We start from the raw sequence: 18,404 nt of genomic DNA, 5'->3' as shown, positions 1-18,404 counted from the left end.
CCATGCGTCTCGTCCTGGCCTCCGGCAACGCCGGCAAGGTGATCGAACTGGAACAACTGCTCGCCGACAGCGACGTGCACCTCGTCGCGCAGACGCAGCTTGGCGTCAGCGACGCCGAGGAAACCGGCCTGACCTTCGTCGAGAACGCCTTGATCAAGGCGCGGCATGCGGCACGTGCTACCGGCATGCCCGCGCTCGCCGACGATTCCGGCATCTGCGTAGATGCGCTGGGCGGCGCACCCGGGTTGTACGCAGCCCGTTACGCCGGCACGCACGGCGACAGTGCCGCCAATAACGCGAAGCTGCTGCGCGAACTGGATGGCATCCCTTCCGAACGGCGACAGGCGTATTTCATCGCCGTACTGGTGGTGCTGCGTCATGCTGACGATCCGGCGCCGTTGATCGCCGAAGGCCGCTGGCATGGGCGCATTCTCGACGCCCCGCGCGGCAACGGCGGCTTCGGCTACGACCCGCTGTTCCTGCCTGACGGTTACGACGTCTCCGCCGCTGAACTCGATCCGGCCTTGAAGAACCGTCTCAGCCATCGCGGACAGGCGCTCGCGATCTTGCAGCAACGCTTCGCAGAGCTGGCATGAGCCTCGTTCCGCCGCCGCTGTCGCTTTACGTGCACATGCCGTGGTGCGTGCGCAAATGCCCGTACTGCGATTTCAACTCGCATGGCCTGCGCGGCACGCCCGACTATGCGGGCTACGTGCGTGTCCTGCTCGCCGACCTGGATGCGGACCTGCGCGATCTGGCCGGCGCGCTCGACGGGCGGCGCATCGAGACCGTGTTCTTCGGCGGCGGCACGCCGAGCCTGTTTTCCCCCGAGTTGGTGGGCCGGTTTCTCGACGGTGCGCGCGAACGGCTGCCGTTCGCCGCGGATGCCGAGATCACGCTTGAAACCAACCCAGGCACCGTGGAACACGGGCGCTTCGACGGTTACCTCACTGCCGGCGTGAACCGCATTTCCTTCGGTGTACAGAGCTTCGACGACAAGGCGCTGCACCGTCTAGGTCGCATCCACTCGGCTGGCGAAGCCGCGGACGCCGTGCGCCAGGCCCAGGATGCCGGCATCGGCAACATCAACATCGACCTGATGTACGCGCTGCCGGAACAGACCCTCGCCGGAGCGATCGACGACGTGGACCGCGCGGTCGCGTTGCAACCCACGCACGTGTCGCACTACCAACTCACCCTCGAACCGAACACGGCCTTCGCTGCGAACCCGCCCCCGTTGCCGGACGATGACGCGGCCTGGGCGATCCAGGAGGCGTGCGAGGCGCGGCTGGCCGAGGCAGGCTACGGGCAGTACGAAGTATCGGCCTATGCGTTGCCCGGACGCCGCTGCGCGCACAACCTCAATTACTGGCGTTTCGGCGATTACCTCGGCATCGGCGCTGGGGCGCACGGCAAGATCAGCGACGCGCACGGCGTCCGGCGCCGTTGGAAGACTCGCTTGCCTGCCGCCTACCTCGCCAGCGAGGGCCAGCCGGCGCGCATCGGCGGCGACAGTCTGGTGAGCGCCGCCGACCTGCCGTTCGAATACATGCTCAATGCGCTGCGCCTGATCGACGGCGTGCCCTCGGCAGACTTCGCCGCACGGACGGGCCTGCCGCGCGACACCATCGCCCCGGCCCTCGCGACGTGCGTGGCGCGCGGCTGGCTGGTGGACGATCCCGCTGTGCTGAGGACCACACTGCTGGGGCAGCGCTTCCTCAACGACGTGATCGAGGCGTTCATGGTCTAGGGACGGCTGGATCACGTCGTCCCGACGCCTATGCCGATCGCCCTAAGCCGTAAGCACGCCGTCGCCACCCTGGCGCCGGTGCGCCGCGGGCACCTAAACTCCGGGGCAAGGTCGTGGAGGACCTTTCCACATGAACGCTGGTACGCCGCCGACTTCCGGCCGCACGGGGCCGACTCCCGTTGCCTTGTCGCCGCGCGCGGAACGCGAGGCGCAGCAGGGGCTGTCGTTGTGCCTGACCTGGCTCGACACGCCGCTGCGCGACGCCTTGCGCGATTTTGACCATCGCCTGTTCGCCATCGCCGAAAGCAGCCGCAACCACCTCGAACAACAAGCCTGCTTCGAAAGCCGGGGCATCGTCGAACGTGACGGCGCAGGGTTCCGCAACCGGTTCGCCGCGCACCTGTCGTCGCGCTTCCGGCACCTGGGCGACATACCGGAGACCAAGCCGGCCGCGTCCCCCGAACACGCCACGCTCAGCCTCGTGGACCCGGAGGAACAGGAGCAGGCCGATGCGCTTGCCAGCATGGCCGCGCGCGCCGAGGCGCGCAGCGCAAGCAGCCTGTTCGAGCTGGGCTATCGCCTGGCCGTACTCGCGGGCAGTCCGCCGCTCGAAGGGGACGCATTGCCCGCGGGACCGCGCGTGCTCGCCGCGGCGCTGGAAGCAGCAGTGGCGCCCATGCCGCTCAGTTCCGCGCATCGCCTGATTCTTTTCCAGGCCGTGGATGCGAAGGTGCTCGGCCATGGCGAAGCCTTCTATGGCGCGCTCAACGAGCATTACCGTACGCGCGGCATCCTGCCCGGCTTCCGCGTCTATCCGAACGTGCGCGTCGCCACGCCGCCTATGTCGGAACGGCGCGCGAGGCCCGCCGAGGCGCCCGCGGGCACGACGGAAGCGACCCAGGATCACATCGGCGTGCTGGACGGCTTGCGCCAGCTGCTGGCGCAGCGTGTCGAAGCGGGGCGTGGCGCGGGTTTTGCGCCGGGACGTCTGGCCTCGGACGACGAGCTGCAGACCGCTCTACTCGCCCTGCAGGGTCACGTCGCCGACGTTGCCGGCGCGGCACAGCGCGAGATCCGCAGTGCCCAGGCGCTGCGCGACGAACTGCTTGTGCAGTTGAACCGCAGCCGCCCGGCCGGATCGCCGCCCGCCGAACTGACCGCCGAGCAAGACGACACCGTCGAACTCACGGCCATGCTGTTCCAGAGTCTGGGCCAGCAGATCGCGGAAGCGAGCCCCGGCCGACCCGTGCTCGGCGGCCTGCAATGGCCCATGCTGCGCGCCGCCGTGAACGACCGCGGCTTTTTCGACCAGCCTGAGCATCCCGCCCGGCAATTGCTGGACACCGTGGGCGAGGCTGCACGGCATTGGCTCGATCCTTCCGAAGGCGAGCCGGACGCCGCCCTGGTGGATCGCCTGGAAAGGCTCGTCATCGACGCCAGCCACGCACAAGTGATCGATCCCGCCTGGCGCGCCGACATCGAGCAACAGATCGCGCTTCTCTCGCGCAAGGCGCACGTGGCCGAGCGTCGCCAGATCGAAGCGATGGAAGGACGCGACCGGCTGGAACGAGCGCGCCAGCGCGCCACGGAGATCATGGCCGAACGCATGGTGCGCGGTGCCACGCCACGCGGTGTACTGCGCATCCTGCTCGAGCGGACCTGGGCCGACGTGCTCGCGCTGCACATCCTCCGTGGCGGCGAAAACGGCGAGGCCTTTCTCTATTGCCTCGGCGTCACCGATCAGTTGCTCGGGCGGCGCCCGATCCTCGACCGACGCAAGCTGCGCCAGGACGTGGAACGCGGCCTCGAACATCTCGGCATGCACTCGTCGGAAGCTTCGCAGGTGGCGGCGGGCGTATTCGAACCGCCCGGCACGGCGGACGAAATACCGACGCCCACCGACGTCGCCCTGCGGCTCAAACGGCGGCCGCGTCTTGGCGAAGGCACGGCGCACGGCGAAACGGTGCCGCCGGTCGAGCCGACACCGCTCGATCCGGCCGCCCAGGCGATCCACGACGGGTTTGCCAGCCTGCGCTTCGGCACGTGGTTCGAGTTCGTGCAGGCGGACGGGTCGCTCGCGTTGCGCAAGCTGGCCTGGTTCTCGCCGACGACCGGCCGCTGCCTGTTCGTCAACCAGCGCGGCAGCCGCTGCGAGGACATCGACCTCACACGGCTCGCGCGCCTCATCGCCACGGGTAAGGCCCGCGAGCACAAGGAGCAGCGCCTGTCGATCGTGGATCGCGCATGGCAGGCGGTGGCGCGCAATCTCCGCCGCCAGACCGCGCACGACGAACGCTGGGCGGGCCACGCATGAGTCGCGACTTCGAACAGCGCCGCGCGCCGCGCAAGCAGGCCACATCGCCCATGCCGATCGTGGACGTAATGACCGAGAGGGTGCTCGGCCAGCTCGGCAATCTTTCGGCGACCGGGCTGATGTTGCTCGGGGCGCCACCGCCGAGGGCCGGCGCGGTCCACCAGGTGGCCTTCACGCTGCGCGATGCCCAGCACCGCGAACATCGGGTTGAAATAGGGATCCAGGAGCAATGGCACGAACCGGCAGCCACCGCCAGGCAGTTCTGGTCCGGCTACCGCATCGTCGCGGCGAGCGACGACGACGTGCGTGCCATCGACGAATGGATCGGACCACCTACCGACTGAGCGACGCCGCCATCGCGGCATCCCTGGAGAATCCATGCTTTACGAGGCGCCACGTCGGGGCTCACCATCGCAGGTGATGAGCGAAGCCACCACCATCCTGGTCGACACCGAAATCGAACGCGACGACGCGGCGGCGGCGGCGACCGACCTGTATCTGCATCTGGTCGGCGACGGCGTCATGGCGGCGCTTCCCGAGCGTGACGGCGACACGCGCTTTCGCGTGCTCGACCCGCGTTTCATCGAGGAGACGGGCGTTCGCGCCATCTCGCTTCACGCCAGCGGTCACCGCTGGCAGTTGGACGCCGCCAACGGCGCACACCTCGTCGATGGCGGCCCCGAAAACGGCATCTTCTGCCGCTACGACGCCGGTTTCAGCATCCGTTGCCCCGAGTGCCGCGCCACGCTCGCCCTCGGCGACGAAGGCAGCGAGGCGCTGGAAGAGGCCCTGGCGGTGTGGTGCGACGCGCCGGATTCCGCCTATGTCGCCTGCCCCACCTGCGCCACCTGGAGCGCATTGCAACTGTGGCGCTCGCCCGCGCACGACTTCGCCGTGGGGCATTTCGCCATCACCTTGTACGGCTCGCATCTGAAAGGCCTGCTCGGTGGCCACGAGCACGCCGCCACGGCCCTGCGCCACCGGCTTGGCGACCTGGCTGGCGACTACGCCGTGGTGTTCGCCAACGCCTGATCCGCCGACGCGGCGCCATCGCGGACTTGGCTACGACAGCCCGGAGGCGCACCATTGCGGTTTGCCCCTCGTCCCGGAGAGCTCCATGAACGACGCGCTGGCCGCGCTCTACCCGCAGCACCTCGCCACCCTGCGCGAGCGCACCGACACCGCCCTCGCCCGCGGCGGTTTCGAACACCTCGTCGTTCCGGCCGGTCGCCCGATCACGAAATTCCTCGACGACCAGGACTACCCGTTCATCGTCAACCCGCATTTCAAGCACTGGCTGCCACTCGTCGACGCGCCGGGAAGCTGGCTCGTGTACACGCCCGGCGAAAAGCCGAAGCTGGTGTTCCTCCAGCCCCGCGATTACTGGCACGTGGTACCCGAAGCGCCGTCGGGCTACTGGGTGGATCACTTCGACATCGTCGTTGTCCGCAAGCCTGCCGACGCCATTGCCGAACTGCCGGCCACGCTGTCGCGCTGCGCGATCATCGGCGACCAGTTCTGCAACCTGCAGGACGTCTGCGCGAACAACCCGCCCGCGGTGGTCGACCACCTGCATTACCACCGCGCGTACAAGACGCCGTACGAACTCGAACTCATGCGCGAAGCCAGCCGCCGCGGCGCGCGCGGCCACCGCGCCGCCGAGCGTGCGTTCCGCGAGGGTGAGAGCGAGTTCGGCATCCACCTCGCGTATCTTGCGGCGGCACGACAGCTCGACGCGGAACTGCCGTACGCCAGCATCGTCGGCCTCAACGAACATGGCGCCGTGCTGCATTACACGAACTTCGATCGGCACGCACCGAAGGAAAGCCACTCGTTCCTGATCGATGCCGGCGCCAGCGCAGCGGGCTATGCCAGCGACATCACGCGCACGTATGCGGGCGATGGTGCGGCCGAGTTCCAGGCCCTCATCGACTCGGTGGATGCCGCCGAGCGTTCGTTCGCCGCCAAGGTGCGTCACGGCCAGAGCTACGCCGATCTCCACATTCATGCGCACCACGTGCTCGCTGGCGTGCTTCGCGAGCACGACTTCATTCGCATGACGCCGGAAAGCGCCGTGGAATCCGGTGTCTCGTCCGCGTTCTTCCCACATGGCCTGGGCCACGGTATCGGCCTGCAGGTGCATGACGTCGCCGGTTTCCAGGCGGCCGAGACTGGCGGCACCATCGCAAAGCCGGAAGGCCATCCTTACCTGCGTCTCACCCGCCCCGTCGAAACGGGCATGGTGGTCACCATCGAACCCGGCATCTACTTCATCGACATGCTGCTGGCCGAGTTGAAGCACAAGCCGTTCGCGGCGGACATCAACTGGACCAAGGTGGATGCGTTCCGCAAGTACGGCGGCATCCGCATCGAGGATGACGTGGTCTGCACCGCGGGCGAACCGGAAAACCTCACGCGCGACGCGTTCGCGCAGCTGTAACGCAAAAGCCCAGGGATCGGCCTCACCGCGTGAGGTCGGTCCCTGGGCGATTCATCTCGCGCACGATGAGCCGCTCAGTCGCGGCAAAAAGCGACGCCGACGTCTAGCGCTCCAGCGCGTCGGGCGCCTTCGGAACCATCGCCGTCATGACGTCCGGCGCGCCCTTGGTCACGGCCACGTCGTCCTCAATGCGGATGCCGATGCCACGCCAGCGCTCATGCACGCGCTTGTCGTCGGGCGGCACGTAGATGCCCGGCTCGACGGTGACCACCATGCCTTCTTCGAGGACGCGCGGTTGGCCGTCGATGCGGTAATCGCCCACGTCATGCACGTCCAGGCCAAGCCAGTGGCCGGTCTTGCTCGGGAAATACGTCTTGTAGCTGCCTTCGGCGATCACGCGATCGGCTCCGCCGCGCAGAATGCCCACAGCGCACAGACCCTCGGCGATCACGCGCACCGCGGCGTCGTGGGCATCGCCGAACGAGCGGCCGGGACGTACCGCGTCGATGGCCGCAAGCTGGGCCTCGTACACGATCTCGTAAAGGGCACGCTGTTCCTTCGTGAAGCGCCCGCCGATCGGAAAGCTGCGCGTGATGTCGGAGGCGTAATAGTTCACCTCCGCACCGGCGTCCACGAGCAGCAGCTCGCCATCGTTCAAGATGGCGCGGTTGGCCTGGTAATGCATGATGCATGCGTTCACGCCACCCGCCACCGTGGGCGGGAAGGCCGGCACCGCGCCGCGGCCACGGATGGTGCGCAGGATCTCGCCTTCGACCTCGTACTCGGCCACGCCAGGACGGGCCACCGCCATCGCCGAGAGGTGGGCCGCGGCGGCGACCTCGGCCGAGCGCCGCATCAGCGCCAGTTCGTCGCGCGATTTGAACAGACGCAGGTCGTGCAAAAGATGACCGAGCGCGACGAGATCCTTGGGCACCACGCCACCGCCGCGCGCCGTACGTAGCCGGCGCATCCATCCGAGCAGGCGGGCGTCGAAATCGGGCTCCTGGCCGAAATGGCAGTACACCCGCGCCCTGCCCTCAATCATGCCGGGCAGAATGTCGTCGATATCGTCGATGGGAAAGGCGTCGTCGAGCTTCAACTCGCGAGCCGCCCGATCGGTGCCCATGCGCTCGCCGTCCCAGCGCTCGCGTTCCGCGTCGCGTTCACGGCAGAACAGCACGCTCTCGCCGTGCGCACGTCCCGGCAGCAAGGCCAGCACGGCCTCGGGCTCGTCGAAGCCGGTGAGGTAGTGAAAGTCGGAATCCTGCCGGTATGGCCACGGCGCATCGGCATTGCGCATGCGCTCCGGGGCGGCGGCGAGGATCAGTACGGCATCCTCGCCCGCCATGCGCATCAGTTCCCGGCGGCGCCGGGCGTACTCTGCTGCGCCGATCAATGCCGCGTATCGCTCGCCGGTTCGTGCCTGCTGCCCACCTCGGCGTGAAGCAACAGCGCGCCGACCCGCACGAATTCCTCGATTTCGGTGAGCGAATCCTCGTCGCCCTCCACGTCCTCGCCGAGTTCGAACTCGGAGGAGGCGATCGTGGCCATGTCCTTCAGCACCTCGCGCGCGTCCTCGCTGAGACTCCGCGCCGTTTCGGGGGTGCCACCGAGGCCGAAGCCGCCGAGAAACCCGCGCGTCCAGTCGGTGAGACCTTCGGCGCGCGCCGCAAGCGGCGCGTCCTCTTCCGGCAGCCAGGGCCCGAAGGTGAGGTCCGTGTCGGCGAGCCACATTTCCGTCTGGTGCCGAAGCCGGCCGAGCATCGCCTGATCGTCGGCACCGGGCGTCGGGTCAGGTTCCAGTTGCAGCGCCTCCAGCACGGAGCCATGCGGGAATCGCCCGCCCGCACTGATATAGCCCACCAACGAGCCGTGGAATTCGCTCACCGAGGTGGACAGCTTGCAGCGCTCGATGAGTTCGGCGATGTCTTCGGGGTCGACGGTCTGATTGGCCGGCATGGTGTATTCCTCGGGCTAAGGCGGAAGTCTAATGCAGGCGCCGTCCGGTCGCCGATTTCACATAGCCGATGCCTTGGCTGCACGGACTGCCGACAAGCCCGGACCTCCTGTTATAGTCCGCGCATGACGAACCCGGATGCCTTCAAGACCGAACTGGAAGCCCTGAGCGCGACGCTCGACCGGCTCGTCGATACCGTTCGCCGCCTCACCGAGGAAAACCGCAGCCTGCGCCATAGCCAGGAGCAGTTGGCGAACGAACGCGCAGGACTCATGGCACGCAACGAACAAGCGCGCAGCCGTGTGGAAGCAATGATCCAGCGCCTCAAGGCGCTGGAGAACACGGGCTGATCGATATGAACGCCACCGCCAGCGAACCGGTTTCTCTCCGCCTGCTCGATCGCGAGTTTCACATTGCCTGCGCCCCGGAAGAGCGCGCAGGGCTGGTCGCCGCCGCCCAGTTTCTGGACGGCAAGATGCGCGAACTCAAGGCCAATACCAAGGTGCCGGGCTTCGACCGCATCGCGGTGCTGACCGCCGTGAGCATCGCTCACGAACTGCTCACGCTGCGCAAGGAACACGACTCGCAGGAACAGGCGCTGACCGACGGCCTGGCCGCTCTGCGCAGAAAGCTTGATGGTCTGCTCGACGCGTCGGTAAAATAGCCCCCGGACGTTCCCTGCGGTGTGCGCCAGCGCACTTTACATTTGCCTTGTTCCTACATACGACCCCGGGTCGGCTTTTCGCGACTGTTGTGCATGTCCGCCTTCGTACGGAAAGCCTTGAAGCCGCGTAGCCCTCCCACCTGATCCTTTGGATCAAGGTCGTTTGGTGCGCAGCGGCATCGCGGAGAACGTCTCTTCATTTCCAGCCGATCGGCCCTCAGGGCCGGTCAGCGTCGCATCCGCGGCACCGGATGCGGCGGCTCGACGGCGACCTTGCCTGTGCCGTTCACCTGAACGACCATGCCAAAGCTACCCGAGAGACGTGAACTGCGAGCCGACCTCGTGCAGCGCCGCCGCCAGTTGAAACCGGCTGAGCGCGTTGCTGCGGCCCAGGGATTGCGTCAATCCCTCGAACAGTTGCCGGAATTCCTTACCGATACCCATGTGGCCGGTTATTGGGCCACCGGCGGCGAGTTGCCTCTGAATCTCGCCATCGCCCCCATGGCCGAGCGCGGGCAGACCTTCTACCTGCCCGTCGTGACCAAGTCCGGTGGCAAGCGGCGCCTCAAGTTCGCGCCGTGGACCACCGGCGAAGACGTCGAAACCAACGAGATGGGCATCCCCGAGCCGCGCGCCTCGGAGCGCATCGTGGAAGCCGACAAGCTCGACCTCGTGCTGGTGCCGCTCCTCGGTTTCGACCGCCGCGGCAACCGCCTCGGCTTCGGTGGCGGCTACTACGATCGCAGCTTCGAGTTCCTCCGCGACCGCGAGCGTCCCGCGAAGCCGCTGCTGGTCGGCGTCGCCTACGACTTCCAGGAACTGGACGCGATCGAGACGGCCGAGTGGGACATCGCGCTCGACTACGTCGCCACCGACAAGGAACTGATCGACTGCACGGGCGGCGGCGCGTGAAGTACTGGCTCATGAAATCCGAGCCAGACACCTTCTCCATCGACGACCTCGAACGCAAAGGCGTCGAACCGTGGGACGGCGTGCGCAACTACCAGGCGCGGAACTTCATGCGCGACGGCATGAAGGTGGGTGACAAGATCTTCTTCTATCACTCGAATACCGACGTGCCCGGCATCGTCGGCATCGCCACGGTGGCCTCGCCCGCCTATCCGGACGAGAGCCAGTTCAACCGCAAGTCCAAGTACTACGACGAGAAGAGCACGCGCGAAGAACCGCGCTGGATGCTCGTGGACGTGAAGTTCGAGCGCAAGCTTGCCCGCACCATTTCGCTCGACGAACTGAAGGCCCGCGACGAACTCGCCGACATGCCGCTCGTGCGCAAGGGCAATCGCCTGTCGGTGATGCCGGTAGCCAAGGCGGACTGGGATTTCATCCTGAAGCTGGAAAAGTCATGAGCCAGGACAACGAGAAGCGCCTCGCTGCCGAAACTGCCGCCTTCCGCTACGTGGGCAACGGCACGTTCAAGAACGGCATCCTGGGCGTGGGCACCGGTTCCACGGTCAACTTCTTCATCGACGAACTCTCGCAGTATCGCGACCGGATCAAGGCCGCAGTCTCCAGCTCCGAAGCCTCCAGCGCTCGCCTGCGCAAGCTCGGCATCGACGTCATCGACCTCAACGCCGCCGGCCGCCTCGATCTCTACGTCGACGGTGCCGACGAATGCGATCCGCAGAAGCGTCTTATCAAAGGCGGTGGCGCAGCGCTCACGCGCGAGAAGATCGTCGCCGCGGCATCCGATCGTTTCGTCTGCATCATCGACGCCAGCAAGCAGGTCGACGTGCTCGGCACGTTCCCGCTGCCGATCGAGGTGATCCCGATGGCACGCAGCTACGTGGCGCGCGAGATCGTGGCCCGCGGCGGCCAGCCCGTATGGCGCGATGGCGTGGTCACGGACAACGGCAACTGGATCATCGACGTCCATGGCTGGCGCATCACCAACCCGGTGGAACTCGAAGCCGATCTCAACCAGATCGTCGGCGTCGTCACCGTCGGTCTCTTTGCGAAGCGTCCGGCCGACGTCGTGATCGTCGGCAATCGCGAAGTCTGAGACGGCGGGGACGCAGGCTTCCTGCGTGCAGGAGGCCGCTATAGCGGCGAGTAAATCGCGTCACGGCTACACCGCTTCGTGGGCTTCTCCGCTATAGCGGCTCCCACAGGGCGACGCGCTTCGCTCTCTGACGAATGGATATCCTCGATCTTCATGACGCTTGAAACCATCCTCATCCTTGTTCTTCTGGTGGTGGCCCTCGCCTGCCTCGGTCTGCTGTTCGCCCTGCTCGGCAGGGGCCGCCAGGACGACGGCCAGGCCGCGCGCCTCGATGCCCTCCGTGAGGACAGCCGACGCCTCGAAGCACTGATCCGCGACGAACAACGCGCTGGCCGCAGCGAGCTGGGCGACAGTCTGGGCCAGTTCCGCGGGCACGTGCAGGAGCAACTGCAGCTCGCGGCGGACCGCCAGCACGAGCGCATCGAAGGCTTCGGACGCCGTCTCGATCAGCTCACCGAGCGCACCGACACCGGCCTGCAATCGCTGCGCCAGGGCCTCGCCGACGACTCGCGCAAGACCCGCGAGGAATCGGCACTGACCTTGAAGCACTTCGGCGAACTGCTCGACCAGCGCTTCACCGCCCTCACCGCCGACAACGAAAAGCGGCTTGCGGAGGTCCGGACCACGCTGGAAACGCGCCTCGGCGCGATCCAGCAGGACAACGCGGCGAAGCTGGAACAGATGCGGGCGACGGTGGACGAGAAACTCCAGGCCACGCTGGAAACCCGGCTCGGCCAGTCGTTCCAGCTCGTGTCCGAACGTCTGGAAGCCGTGCAGCGCGGCCTGGGCGAGATGCAGGCGCTGGCGGCAGGCGTGGGCGATCTCAAGCGCGTGCTGACCAACGTAAAGACCCGCGGCACCTTCGGTGAAGTGCAGTTGGGTGCCCTGCTGGAACAGATACTCATTGCCGAGCAGTACGCGGCCAACGTCGCTACCGTGCCCGGTTCCAGCGAGCGCGTGGAGTACGCCATCCGCCTTCCCGGTGCCGACGAGGGCGCCCCGGTCTGGCTTCCCATCGACGCCAAGTATCCGGTCGAGGATTACCAGCGTCTGCTGGACGCGCAGGACGCTGCAGACGTCGAAGGCGCACAGGCGGCCGGCAAGGCCCTGGAGCTCCGCGTACGCGAGGAAGCCAAGCGCATCCGCGCCAAGTACGTTGCCCCGCCGCACACCACCGACTTCGCGATCCTGTTCCTGCCGACGGAAGGCCTCTACGCGGAGGTGATCCGCCGCCCGGGGCTGTCCGACCAGTTGCAGCGCGAGTGGCGGGTGACGGTCGCGGGCCCCACGACGCTCACGGCCCTGCTCAACAGCCTGCAGATGGGCTTCCGCACGCTGGCCATTGAAAAGCGCTCGTCCGAGGTCTGGCACGTGCTGGCGGCAGTCAAGAACGAGTTCGGCAAGTTCGCCACCGTGCTGGAAAAGACCCGCAAGCAACTGGACACCGTGCGCAACAGCATCGATACGGCCGGTGTGCGCACCCGCGCCATCGAGCGCAAGCTGCGCGGGGTCGAATCCCTGGGGTCCGACGAATCCCAGGCCCTGCTCGACATCGTCCCGGGCCTGGACGATGGGGATGAGACGGAGCCATCCGGCGACTGACCACTCTGTGGGAGCCGCCATGGCGGCGAGAAGCCAAACGGAGCAAAGGTGGGAGCCAGCCTGCTGGCGAAAAGCCGACGGAGCGGTGTAGCGGCGAGGCAGGTTGCAATCGCCATCAGGATGGCTCCCACCGCAAGCTTTCGCTCGCCGCTATAGCGGCTCCCACAGCCAGGGGCTCGCGGGCGCCAACAACGGTACAATGCGCGTTTGCCACCGTCCAAGGAATCACCTCGATGAGCGACGACGCCAAGTCCCGTCCGGTCAGCCGCGAACAGGCCGAGGAGGCCGTACGCACGCTGCTGCTGTGGGCGGGCGAAGACCCGACGCGCGAGGGTCTCCTCGATACGCCCAAGCGCGTGGTCAAGGCATACGCCGACTGGTTCAGCGGCTACGACCAGGACCCCGCCGAATACCTCCGCCGCACCTTCGAAGAAGTGGCCGGCTACGACGAGATGATCGTGCTGCGCGACATCGAGTTCGAGAGCCATTGCGAACATCACATGGCACCGATCATCGGCCGCGCGCACGTAGGCTACGTCCCCACCGACCGCGTCGTTGGCATCAGCAAGCTCGCCCGCGTGGTGGATGGTTTCGCCCGGCGTTTCCAGGTGCAGGAAAAACTCACCGCGCAGATCGCTCACTGCATCGAAGACACGTTGCGTCCGCGCGGCGTGGGCGTGGTAATCGATGCCAGCCATGAGTGCATGACCACCCGCGGCGTGCACAAGCGCGGCGTGTCCATGGTCACCAGCCAGATGCTCGGCAGCTTCCGCGAAGATCCACGCACGCGCAGCGAGTTCCTTCGCTTCGTGGGCGTCGATCGCCGCTGACGTCATCTTGAGCGGCCCGACCGACACCACCGTCCACGACGAACGCCTGCAGGATCTCTTCCGCGACGGCGTCGTCGCCGAGGACATCCCGTCCCTGTTTCCGCTGCTGCGCGGACGCAGTCTGTTGCGCGCGTTCTCCGCGCTGTTCCACGGCAGCGAGGCGCAGGTGCTGCTGCGCCTGCTCGTGCTGCGCACGCTCGGCGGCCGCGCGCACGCCACGGAGTGGACGCCGCAGGAGATCCGCGATCATCTGGCCTTCGTCGATCCGGTGAAGCTGGAAACGGTGGTCCAGCGCCTCAAGGACCACGACCTGCTCGTCTATGACGGCGAAACGCTGCGCTACCGTGTGGGTCCGTTAGGGCGCAAGGCGCTCGCGGCACTCGCCGCCATGCTCGAATTCGAGGACCACGACGACGACGGTCTCGGCTACCTCACCGCGCAGTTGGCCGCGGGGCACGCGGTCGGTCGCGTTTCCGTGGACGAACTCGGCCACCTGCTCTCCCGCCTCAGCGAATTGAAGGAAGACTTCGACCGCGCCGTGCTCTCCGGTTCGGAGCATCGCATCCGTCGCGCAGCGGAGCGGCTCGACGCGGTGTGGACCTGGGTGGAGAAAGGCACCGAGGTGGTCGCCGCCATCACGGAGAAGGACGAGCTCGAACCGGCCGCGCACCGCCTTGCCCAGGCCGTCGGTCGCGCACAGAGCGCGCTGCTGCGTCAGGCCGGCACCTTCCAGCGCGAACTCAACAAGATCGACCAGCATCGCGTGCATCTCGGACGCACGGGACTCTCCTCGTCCGACCTCGTCGGCTGGCTGCGCGCACAGGACATCGACACGCTGGCCGCCTTCGAAGACGGGCAACTGCTGCTGCCGCTGCCCGCACCATTCATCCACGATCAGATCGCGCTGGACGTCGCCGAATTCGAACTGCTCGAACGCGAGCGTCTGGCGGCAGAAAGCACGGCATTGCCCGGCGCTGAGCAACCACCGGATACGGCCGACCTGCCGATCGACGAGGAAGACCTGCGCTTCCTCGAAGCCTGGCATGCCGAACTCGCCGCCATCGATGCACCACGCGAACTCGCGGATACGCTGGTGGGCGACGACTATGCGCTTTCAGCGTACCGGCTTTCCCTGCTCGGCCTCCTCGGCGACCCGGAATCCGCCGCGCTGGAAGGCGGCACCGCCGACCTCGCGCGCCTGCCCCTCGCGCTGGACATCGAGCCGCGCCTGATCGACATCGACCTGCCCCAGATCGCCCTGGTGAGCGCCGGACGCCTGCGTCCGCGCACCACCACGAAGGACACCGCCACCGATGCATGACGATACCGCCAGCCTGGTCACCCGCCTGCTTGCGCAACGCTGGTTGCCGCGCGACGACGCGCAGGCACGCAAGGCGCTGCTCGACGAAGGCTTCCGCGAGGAACTGGACCGCCGCCTCGAAGCGGTCGGCCTGGAACTGCGCGAACACCCCTACGCGGCATACATTGGCCTCGCCGTTGCCCGCAAGAGCGAGCGCGCCGTATTCGGCGGCAGCGACAGCTGGATCTCCAACACCTTGCAACTCGACCGCGACGGCGTCGCGTTGCTGGTGGTGATCTGGGCGCTCATCGTGCTACCCAAGCGACAACGCCAAGTTGAACGCCAGAGCGCCGAAGCCGCCGCGTCACAAGGCCAGATGTTTGCGGAAGAAAAACCCATACCGCGCGATCCCACGATCTCGCCCGTGATTGCGGAGCGCACCCTGCTCGCCGATTTCGGCGACAAGCTCGGCGGCAAGACGCGCGTCGGCTTCAATCTCGGCACGTTGAACCGCCTGGGTTTCATCATCCGACGCAAGGGCGAAGTCGCCGAGGGGCCGCTGCTCGATCTTGCATTCGATTACGAACGCACGGCACGACGCATCCTCGATGGCGCGCTGGGCGACCTGCTCGCGGAAGCGGCGGCGCGGCCTGCGCCTGTCGTGGACGACGCCGAAGACGACGACCTCTCCCTCGATGCTGGCGAGGAGCCTGCCGATGTTTGATTTCCGCAGCCTCGAAGTGGTGCATTGGGATTACTGGCAGCGTTTCAGCCTGCCGCTGGATACCAACATCGTCACCGTCGTGGGCCCGAACGGCTCAGGCAAGACCACGCTGCTCGATGCATTGCGCACGCTGCTCACCATCGACTGCGCGGGCAACCGCGACTACAAGAGCTACCTGCGCCACAACGGCAAACCGTTCGCCTGGTTGCGCGCCCGCGTTGGCAACACGCCGGGGCCGAGCGGCGAGCGTCCGTTCTTCCCCTTGATGGACCGCGAAGTAACGCTCGCCTGCCGCATCCAGAAGAAGGGCGGCGAGTGGACCCGGCAATACGCCGTGCTGGGCGGCGATGTCAGCGTTGAGGAGATCGAGGCGCGCGGCGAGTTTCTCGGCCTGCGCGAATACCGCGTGCGCCTGGAAGGTGCCGGCCTGTCGCAGGCGATCCGCCGCGTGCTCACGCTCGAACAAGGTGCGACGGACAAGCTATGCCAGCTTCCGCCCAAGGCCCTGCTCGATCTCGTCTTCGACGTCTTCGGCGACAAGGCCGTGCTCGACGACTACCAGCGCGCACGCAACGAACAGGGTGAAGCCGATCGCGAGCAGCACGGCCTCGAACACCAGTTGTCGCTCATTGGCGTGAGCCTGCAGGAAGCCGAAGCGCGTGCGCGCTCCTTCCAGGAATGGAATGCGCTGAAGACCGAGCGTGTGGATCTCGTCTCCGAGATTCTCCCGCGCACCGAACTCGCCGAACTGCTCGCCGGCATCCGCGGCGCGCGTCCTCAGCTCACCGGCATCAAGCGCCGCGTGACGGAACTGGAACGCCGCGATGTGGAACTCGCCCGACAACTCGGCGAACTGGACGCCCAGGGCGAAACGCTTCGTGCGGAACAGCACGAGGCGGACCTCGCACGCCAGCAGACCCAGAAGAGCCTCGACGCCGCACGCGCCGAGCTCGCGCAGAACGACCTGCTGATCAAGCAGGAGGCGAGGCTGCGCGAGATGGTGGCGGCGCAGGGCGGCGCGGATCACGAACGTCTCGCCAACGTGGCGCGCGATGCGCGCGCCCTGGCAAATCATCTGCAAGCCGAGGAAACCCGGCTGCGCCAGGAACTGACCACCGTCACCAGCCAGCTTTCGGCCTGGCGCAGCGGACGTCGCTACACACCCGACTTCGAAGCCTCGTTCCGTCGTGCGCTCGACGAAGCGGGCATCCGCCACAGCATGCTCAGCGAAATCGTGGAGATCGCCGAGCCCCGCTGGCAGCCGGCGGTCGAAGCGGTACTCGCCGGTTATCGCCACGTCGTGCTGCTGGACGATCCACGCGATCGCGAGGCGGCGTGGAAGCTCGGCGAGCAGCATCGCTACAAGCATTTCGTGGTCGCAGACCGCGCGCCCGCCGAATCGGCGACGCGCGGCTCGCTGCTTGAGGTCGTATCGTTCTCCGCTGCGGCGCCCGAATGGTTGCTGCGCAATCTCGATCGCATCCGCCGCGTGGAGAACGTGACCGAAGGCGCAGCCTGCAGCCGCGATCAGGACTGGATCACCCCGCAGGGCTATTTCAAGGAGCGACGCGGCGGACGCCATCTCGGCGTCGACGACATGTACTTCGGTTCCGGGGCTCGCGAACGCCAATTGCGCGACGGCGAAGCCGCGTTGCGCGGCATCGAGGCACGTCTCCGCGAGATCGCGAGCGAACGCAAGGACGCCCTGGCACGTGCCAGCGACGCCGAAGCCGTACTGCGCGGCGCCAGCGCCAGCAGCCAGCTCGCTGACCGCGCCGATGAATTCGCAGAAGCACACGAGCAGCAGGCCCGCCTGCGCGAGGACGTGCAGCGCACCGCCGACAGTCATGCGGCCGCCGAACAACATTACGAGGCTGTCCGCGAGAAGCGCCTCAAGACCTCCAATGCCCGCGATAACGGCGCGCGCGAACAGCGCGACGTGCAGCGCCAGTTGGCGGATGCCGTGCGCCAGCATCATCAGTTGCGTGGTGAGCAGGTCGACCGCCTCAAGGCATTCCGCGCCAAGCGGCGCCACGTGCCCCTGGCGTTGCGTGGACGCACCGCCATGGCCGCGCTGCGGGAACGCTTCGAGTCGCCCGCAGCGGTACGCCGCGAGATCGATCGCGTGGAACGCCGCTTAGAAGAAGGCCACTGGGAACAGGATCCCAGCGTGCTCGCGCTCCGCGAAAAGCTGCTATCCGACCACGATGGACTGAAACTCGATCTGGAAAAGCGCCGCATCCATCTCGAGCGCGCGTCGCGTATCACCCACGAGGCGCGCGGTGCCTATATCCAGGTGCTGCGCAACACCGTTCGTCGTTATGCCAAGAACCTCAAGGTGCTCGCGGAGCTGGCGGGCATCGGCGTGGAGGTCGATCTTCCCGAACTCAGCAACGACGACCTCGCGTTGTCGTCCGCCGCGTTGCATGTGCGCTTCGAGTTCGACAAGAAGGGTTGGATCGGCATGGACGACGGCGAGGCATCGGGCGGCCAGCAGGTGATGAAATCGCTGTTGCTGCTCGTGGCGCTCATGCGCGACGAGGACCGGCCGGGCGGCTTCGTCTTCATCGACGAACCGTTCGCGCACCTGGACATCTTCAACATCGACAAGGTCGGCGCGTTCCTGAAGAGCACGCGCGCGCAGTACATCCTGACGACGCCAGCCACGCACAACATCAATGTGTTCCAGCCATCCGAACTCACGCTCGTCACGAGCAAGCGGCGACCGGGTGCGACCTGGGCGCAACCGCTGGCGGTGTTGCGGCGGCGGTCCAACGCCGCGTGATCGCACGCGTCACAGGGG

Annotated in this window: 18 protein-coding genes and 1 other RNA gene; 17 read left to right on the top strand and 2 right to left on the bottom strand. The window is 67.0% G+C overall.

The genetic code is table 11. The features are described from left to right. Positions 1-2 precede the first annotated feature (2 nt). The 6 genes from rdgB (at position 3) to pepQ (ending at position 6,504) form a co-directional block, all read left to right on the top strand. Positions 3-596 carry an RdgB/HAM1 family non-canonical purine NTP pyrophosphatase gene (gene rdgB, locus IM816_RS02165; RefSeq protein WP_250339606.1) on the top strand — a complete coding sequence of 198 codons (594 nt, stop codon included), beginning with the start codon at positions 3-5 and terminating at the stop codon, positions 594-596. Further along, the gene (hemW, locus tag IM816_RS02160) at positions 593-1,750 is read left to right on the top strand and encodes a radical SAM family heme chaperone HemW (RefSeq protein WP_250339605.1); all 1,158 of its coding nucleotides are present in this window, start codon (positions 593-595) and stop codon (positions 1,748-1,750) included. Before rdgB ends, hemW begins: the two co-directional genes overlap by 4 nt. A gap of 130 nt (positions 1,751-1,880) precedes the next feature. After that, positions 1,881-4,064 carry a DUF1631 family protein gene (locus IM816_RS02155; RefSeq protein ID WP_250339604.1) on the top strand — a complete coding sequence of 728 codons (2,184 nt, stop codon included), beginning with the start codon at positions 1,881-1,883 and terminating at the stop codon, positions 4,062-4,064. Continuing rightward, positions 4,061-4,408 carry a PilZ domain-containing protein gene (locus IM816_RS02150; RefSeq protein ID WP_250339603.1) on the top strand — a complete coding sequence of 116 codons (348 nt, stop codon included), beginning with the start codon at positions 4,061-4,063 and terminating at the stop codon, positions 4,406-4,408. Before IM816_RS02155 ends, IM816_RS02150 begins: the two co-directional genes overlap by 4 nt. 76 nt (positions 4,409-4,484) lie before the next feature. Next, entirely contained in the window at positions 4,485-5,096 is a 612-nt protein-coding gene (locus IM816_RS02145; protein ID WP_143144524.1) for a hypothetical protein, read from the top strand. Between the two features lie 85 nt (positions 5,097-5,181). Beyond that, complete coding sequence (gene pepQ / locus IM816_RS02140) at positions 5,182-6,504, top strand: Xaa-Pro dipeptidase (RefSeq protein WP_250339602.1); 1,323 nt, start codon at positions 5,182-5,184, stop codon at positions 6,502-6,504. Positions 6,505-6,607: 103 nt separating this feature from the next. On the opposite strand, the gene IM816_RS02135 is transcribed toward pepQ, so the two are convergent. Then, positions 6,608-7,900: an aminopeptidase P N-terminal domain-containing protein gene (locus tag IM816_RS02135; protein ID WP_256470219.1), complete on the bottom strand. Its 1,293-nt coding sequence runs from the start codon at positions 7,898-7,900 to the stop codon at positions 6,608-6,610. Further along, the gene (locus tag IM816_RS02130) at positions 7,897-8,463 is read right to left on the bottom strand and encodes a UPF0149 family protein (protein WP_250339601.1); all 567 of its coding nucleotides are present in this window, start codon (positions 8,461-8,463) and stop codon (positions 7,897-7,899) included. The genes IM816_RS02135 and IM816_RS02130 overlap by 4 nt, the downstream gene beginning before the upstream one ends. A 123-nt stretch (positions 8,464-8,586) precedes the next feature. Here IM816_RS02130 and IM816_RS02125 point away from each other — a divergent pair, with 123 nt between their 5' ends. The 11 genes from IM816_RS02125 (at position 8,587) to IM816_RS02075 (ending at position 18,386) form a co-directional block, all read left to right on the top strand. Further along, on the top strand, positions 8,587-8,811 hold the full coding sequence (locus tag IM816_RS02125) for a TIGR02449 family protein (protein ID WP_036116258.1): 225 nt from the start codon (positions 8,587-8,589) through the stop codon (positions 8,809-8,811). Positions 8,812-8,816: 5 nt separating this feature from the next. Then, positions 8,817-9,125 (top strand): cell division protein ZapA, encoded by a 309-nt coding sequence (locus tag IM816_RS02120; RefSeq protein WP_072322485.1) that lies wholly within the window; start codon positions 8,817-8,819, stop codon positions 9,123-9,125. Positions 9,126-9,133: 8 nt separating this feature from the next. Further along, positions 9,134-9,317: non-coding RNA, 6S RNA (gene ssrS, locus IM816_RS02115), on the top strand. A gap of 108 nt (positions 9,318-9,425) precedes the next feature. Further along, positions 9,426-10,037: a 5-formyltetrahydrofolate cyclo-ligase gene (locus IM816_RS02110; RefSeq protein ID WP_072322484.1), complete on the top strand. Its 612-nt coding sequence runs from the start codon at positions 9,426-9,428 to the stop codon at positions 10,035-10,037. 11 nt (positions 10,038-10,048) lie between these two features. After that, on the top strand, positions 10,049-10,492 hold the full coding sequence (locus IM816_RS02105) for an EVE domain-containing protein (RefSeq protein WP_177257399.1): 444 nt from the start codon (positions 10,049-10,051) through the stop codon (positions 10,490-10,492). Next, on the top strand, positions 10,489-11,145 hold the full coding sequence (gene rpiA, locus IM816_RS02100) for a ribose-5-phosphate isomerase RpiA (RefSeq protein ID WP_250339600.1): 657 nt from the start codon (positions 10,489-10,491) through the stop codon (positions 11,143-11,145). The genes IM816_RS02105 and rpiA overlap by 4 nt, the downstream gene beginning before the upstream one ends. Positions 11,146-11,298: 153 nt before the next feature. Further along, positions 11,299-12,747: a DNA recombination protein RmuC gene (locus tag IM816_RS02095; protein WP_250339599.1), complete on the top strand. Its 1,449-nt coding sequence runs from the start codon at positions 11,299-11,301 to the stop codon at positions 12,745-12,747. Positions 12,748-12,980: 233 nt separating this feature from the next. Then, entirely contained in the window at positions 12,981-13,577 is a 597-nt protein-coding gene (gene folE, locus IM816_RS02090) for a GTP cyclohydrolase I FolE (RefSeq protein ID WP_250339598.1), read from the top strand. Between the two features lie 7 nt (positions 13,578-13,584). After that, positions 13,585-14,898 carry a hypothetical protein gene (locus IM816_RS02085; RefSeq protein ID WP_250339597.1) on the top strand — a complete coding sequence of 438 codons (1,314 nt, stop codon included), beginning with the start codon at positions 13,585-13,587 and terminating at the stop codon, positions 14,896-14,898. Beyond that, positions 14,891-15,601 carry a hypothetical protein gene (locus tag IM816_RS02080; protein ID WP_250339596.1) on the top strand — a complete coding sequence of 237 codons (711 nt, stop codon included), beginning with the start codon at positions 14,891-14,893 and terminating at the stop codon, positions 15,599-15,601. The genes IM816_RS02085 and IM816_RS02080 overlap by 8 nt, the downstream gene beginning before the upstream one ends. Then, positions 15,594-18,386 carry an AAA family ATPase gene (locus tag IM816_RS02075; protein WP_250339595.1) on the top strand — a complete coding sequence of 931 codons (2,793 nt, stop codon included), beginning with the start codon at positions 15,594-15,596 and terminating at the stop codon, positions 18,384-18,386. The genes IM816_RS02080 and IM816_RS02075 overlap by 8 nt, the downstream gene beginning before the upstream one ends. Positions 18,387-18,404: the final 18 nt, after the last annotated feature.

The organism is Luteibacter flocculans (assembly GCF_023612255.1).
Classification (GTDB): Bacteria; Pseudomonadota; Gammaproteobacteria; order Xanthomonadales; family Rhodanobacteraceae; genus Luteibacter; species Luteibacter flocculans.
This window is presented reverse-complemented; position numbering and strand designations above follow the sequence as displayed.

Excerpts from the sequence above, each read along its gene's own strand:
- hemW (WP_250339605.1), top strand. The coding sequence starts at position 593 with ATGAGCCTCGTTCCGCCGCCGCTGTCGCTTTACGTGCACATGCCGTGG.
- folE (WP_250339598.1), top strand. The coding sequence starts at position 12,981 with ATGAGCGACGACGCCAAGTCCCGTCCGGTCAGCCGCGAACAGGCCGAG.
- IM816_RS02080 (WP_250339596.1), top strand. The coding sequence starts at position 14,891 with ATGCATGACGATACCGCCAGCCTGGTCACCCGCCTGCTTGCGCAACGC.
- IM816_RS02105 (WP_177257399.1), top strand. The coding sequence starts at position 10,049 with ATGAAATCCGAGCCAGACACCTTCTCCATCGACGACCTCGAACGCAAA.
- IM816_RS02120 (WP_072322485.1), top strand. The coding sequence starts at position 8,817 with ATGAACGCCACCGCCAGCGAACCGGTTTCTCTCCGCCTGCTCGATCGC.
- IM816_RS02145 (WP_143144524.1), top strand. The coding sequence starts at position 4,485 with ATGAGCGAAGCCACCACCATCCTGGTCGACACCGAAATCGAACGCGAC.
- IM816_RS02155 (WP_250339604.1), top strand. The coding sequence starts at position 1,881 with ATGAACGCTGGTACGCCGCCGACTTCCGGCCGCACGGGGCCGACTCCC.
- pepQ (WP_250339602.1), top strand. The coding sequence starts at position 5,182 with ATGAACGACGCGCTGGCCGCGCTCTACCCGCAGCACCTCGCCACCCTG.
- IM816_RS02095 (WP_250339599.1), top strand. The coding sequence starts at position 11,299 with ATGACGCTTGAAACCATCCTCATCCTTGTTCTTCTGGTGGTGGCCCTC.
- IM816_RS02110 (WP_072322484.1), top strand. The coding sequence starts at position 9,426 with ATGCCAAAGCTACCCGAGAGACGTGAACTGCGAGCCGACCTCGTGCAG.
- IM816_RS02125 (WP_036116258.1), top strand. The coding sequence starts at position 8,587 with ATGACGAACCCGGATGCCTTCAAGACCGAACTGGAAGCCCTGAGCGCG.
- IM816_RS02130 (WP_250339601.1), bottom strand. The coding sequence starts at position 8,463 with ATGCCGGCCAATCAGACCGTCGACCCCGAAGACATCGCCGAACTCATC.
- IM816_RS02150 (WP_250339603.1), top strand. The coding sequence starts at position 4,061 with ATGAGTCGCGACTTCGAACAGCGCCGCGCGCCGCGCAAGCAGGCCACA.
- IM816_RS02075 (WP_250339595.1), top strand. The coding sequence starts at position 15,594 with ATGTTTGATTTCCGCAGCCTCGAAGTGGTGCATTGGGATTACTGGCAG.
- rpiA (WP_250339600.1), top strand. The coding sequence starts at position 10,489 with ATGAGCCAGGACAACGAGAAGCGCCTCGCTGCCGAAACTGCCGCCTTC.
- rdgB (WP_250339606.1), top strand. The coding sequence starts at position 3 with ATGCGTCTCGTCCTGGCCTCCGGCAACGCCGGCAAGGTGATCGAACTG.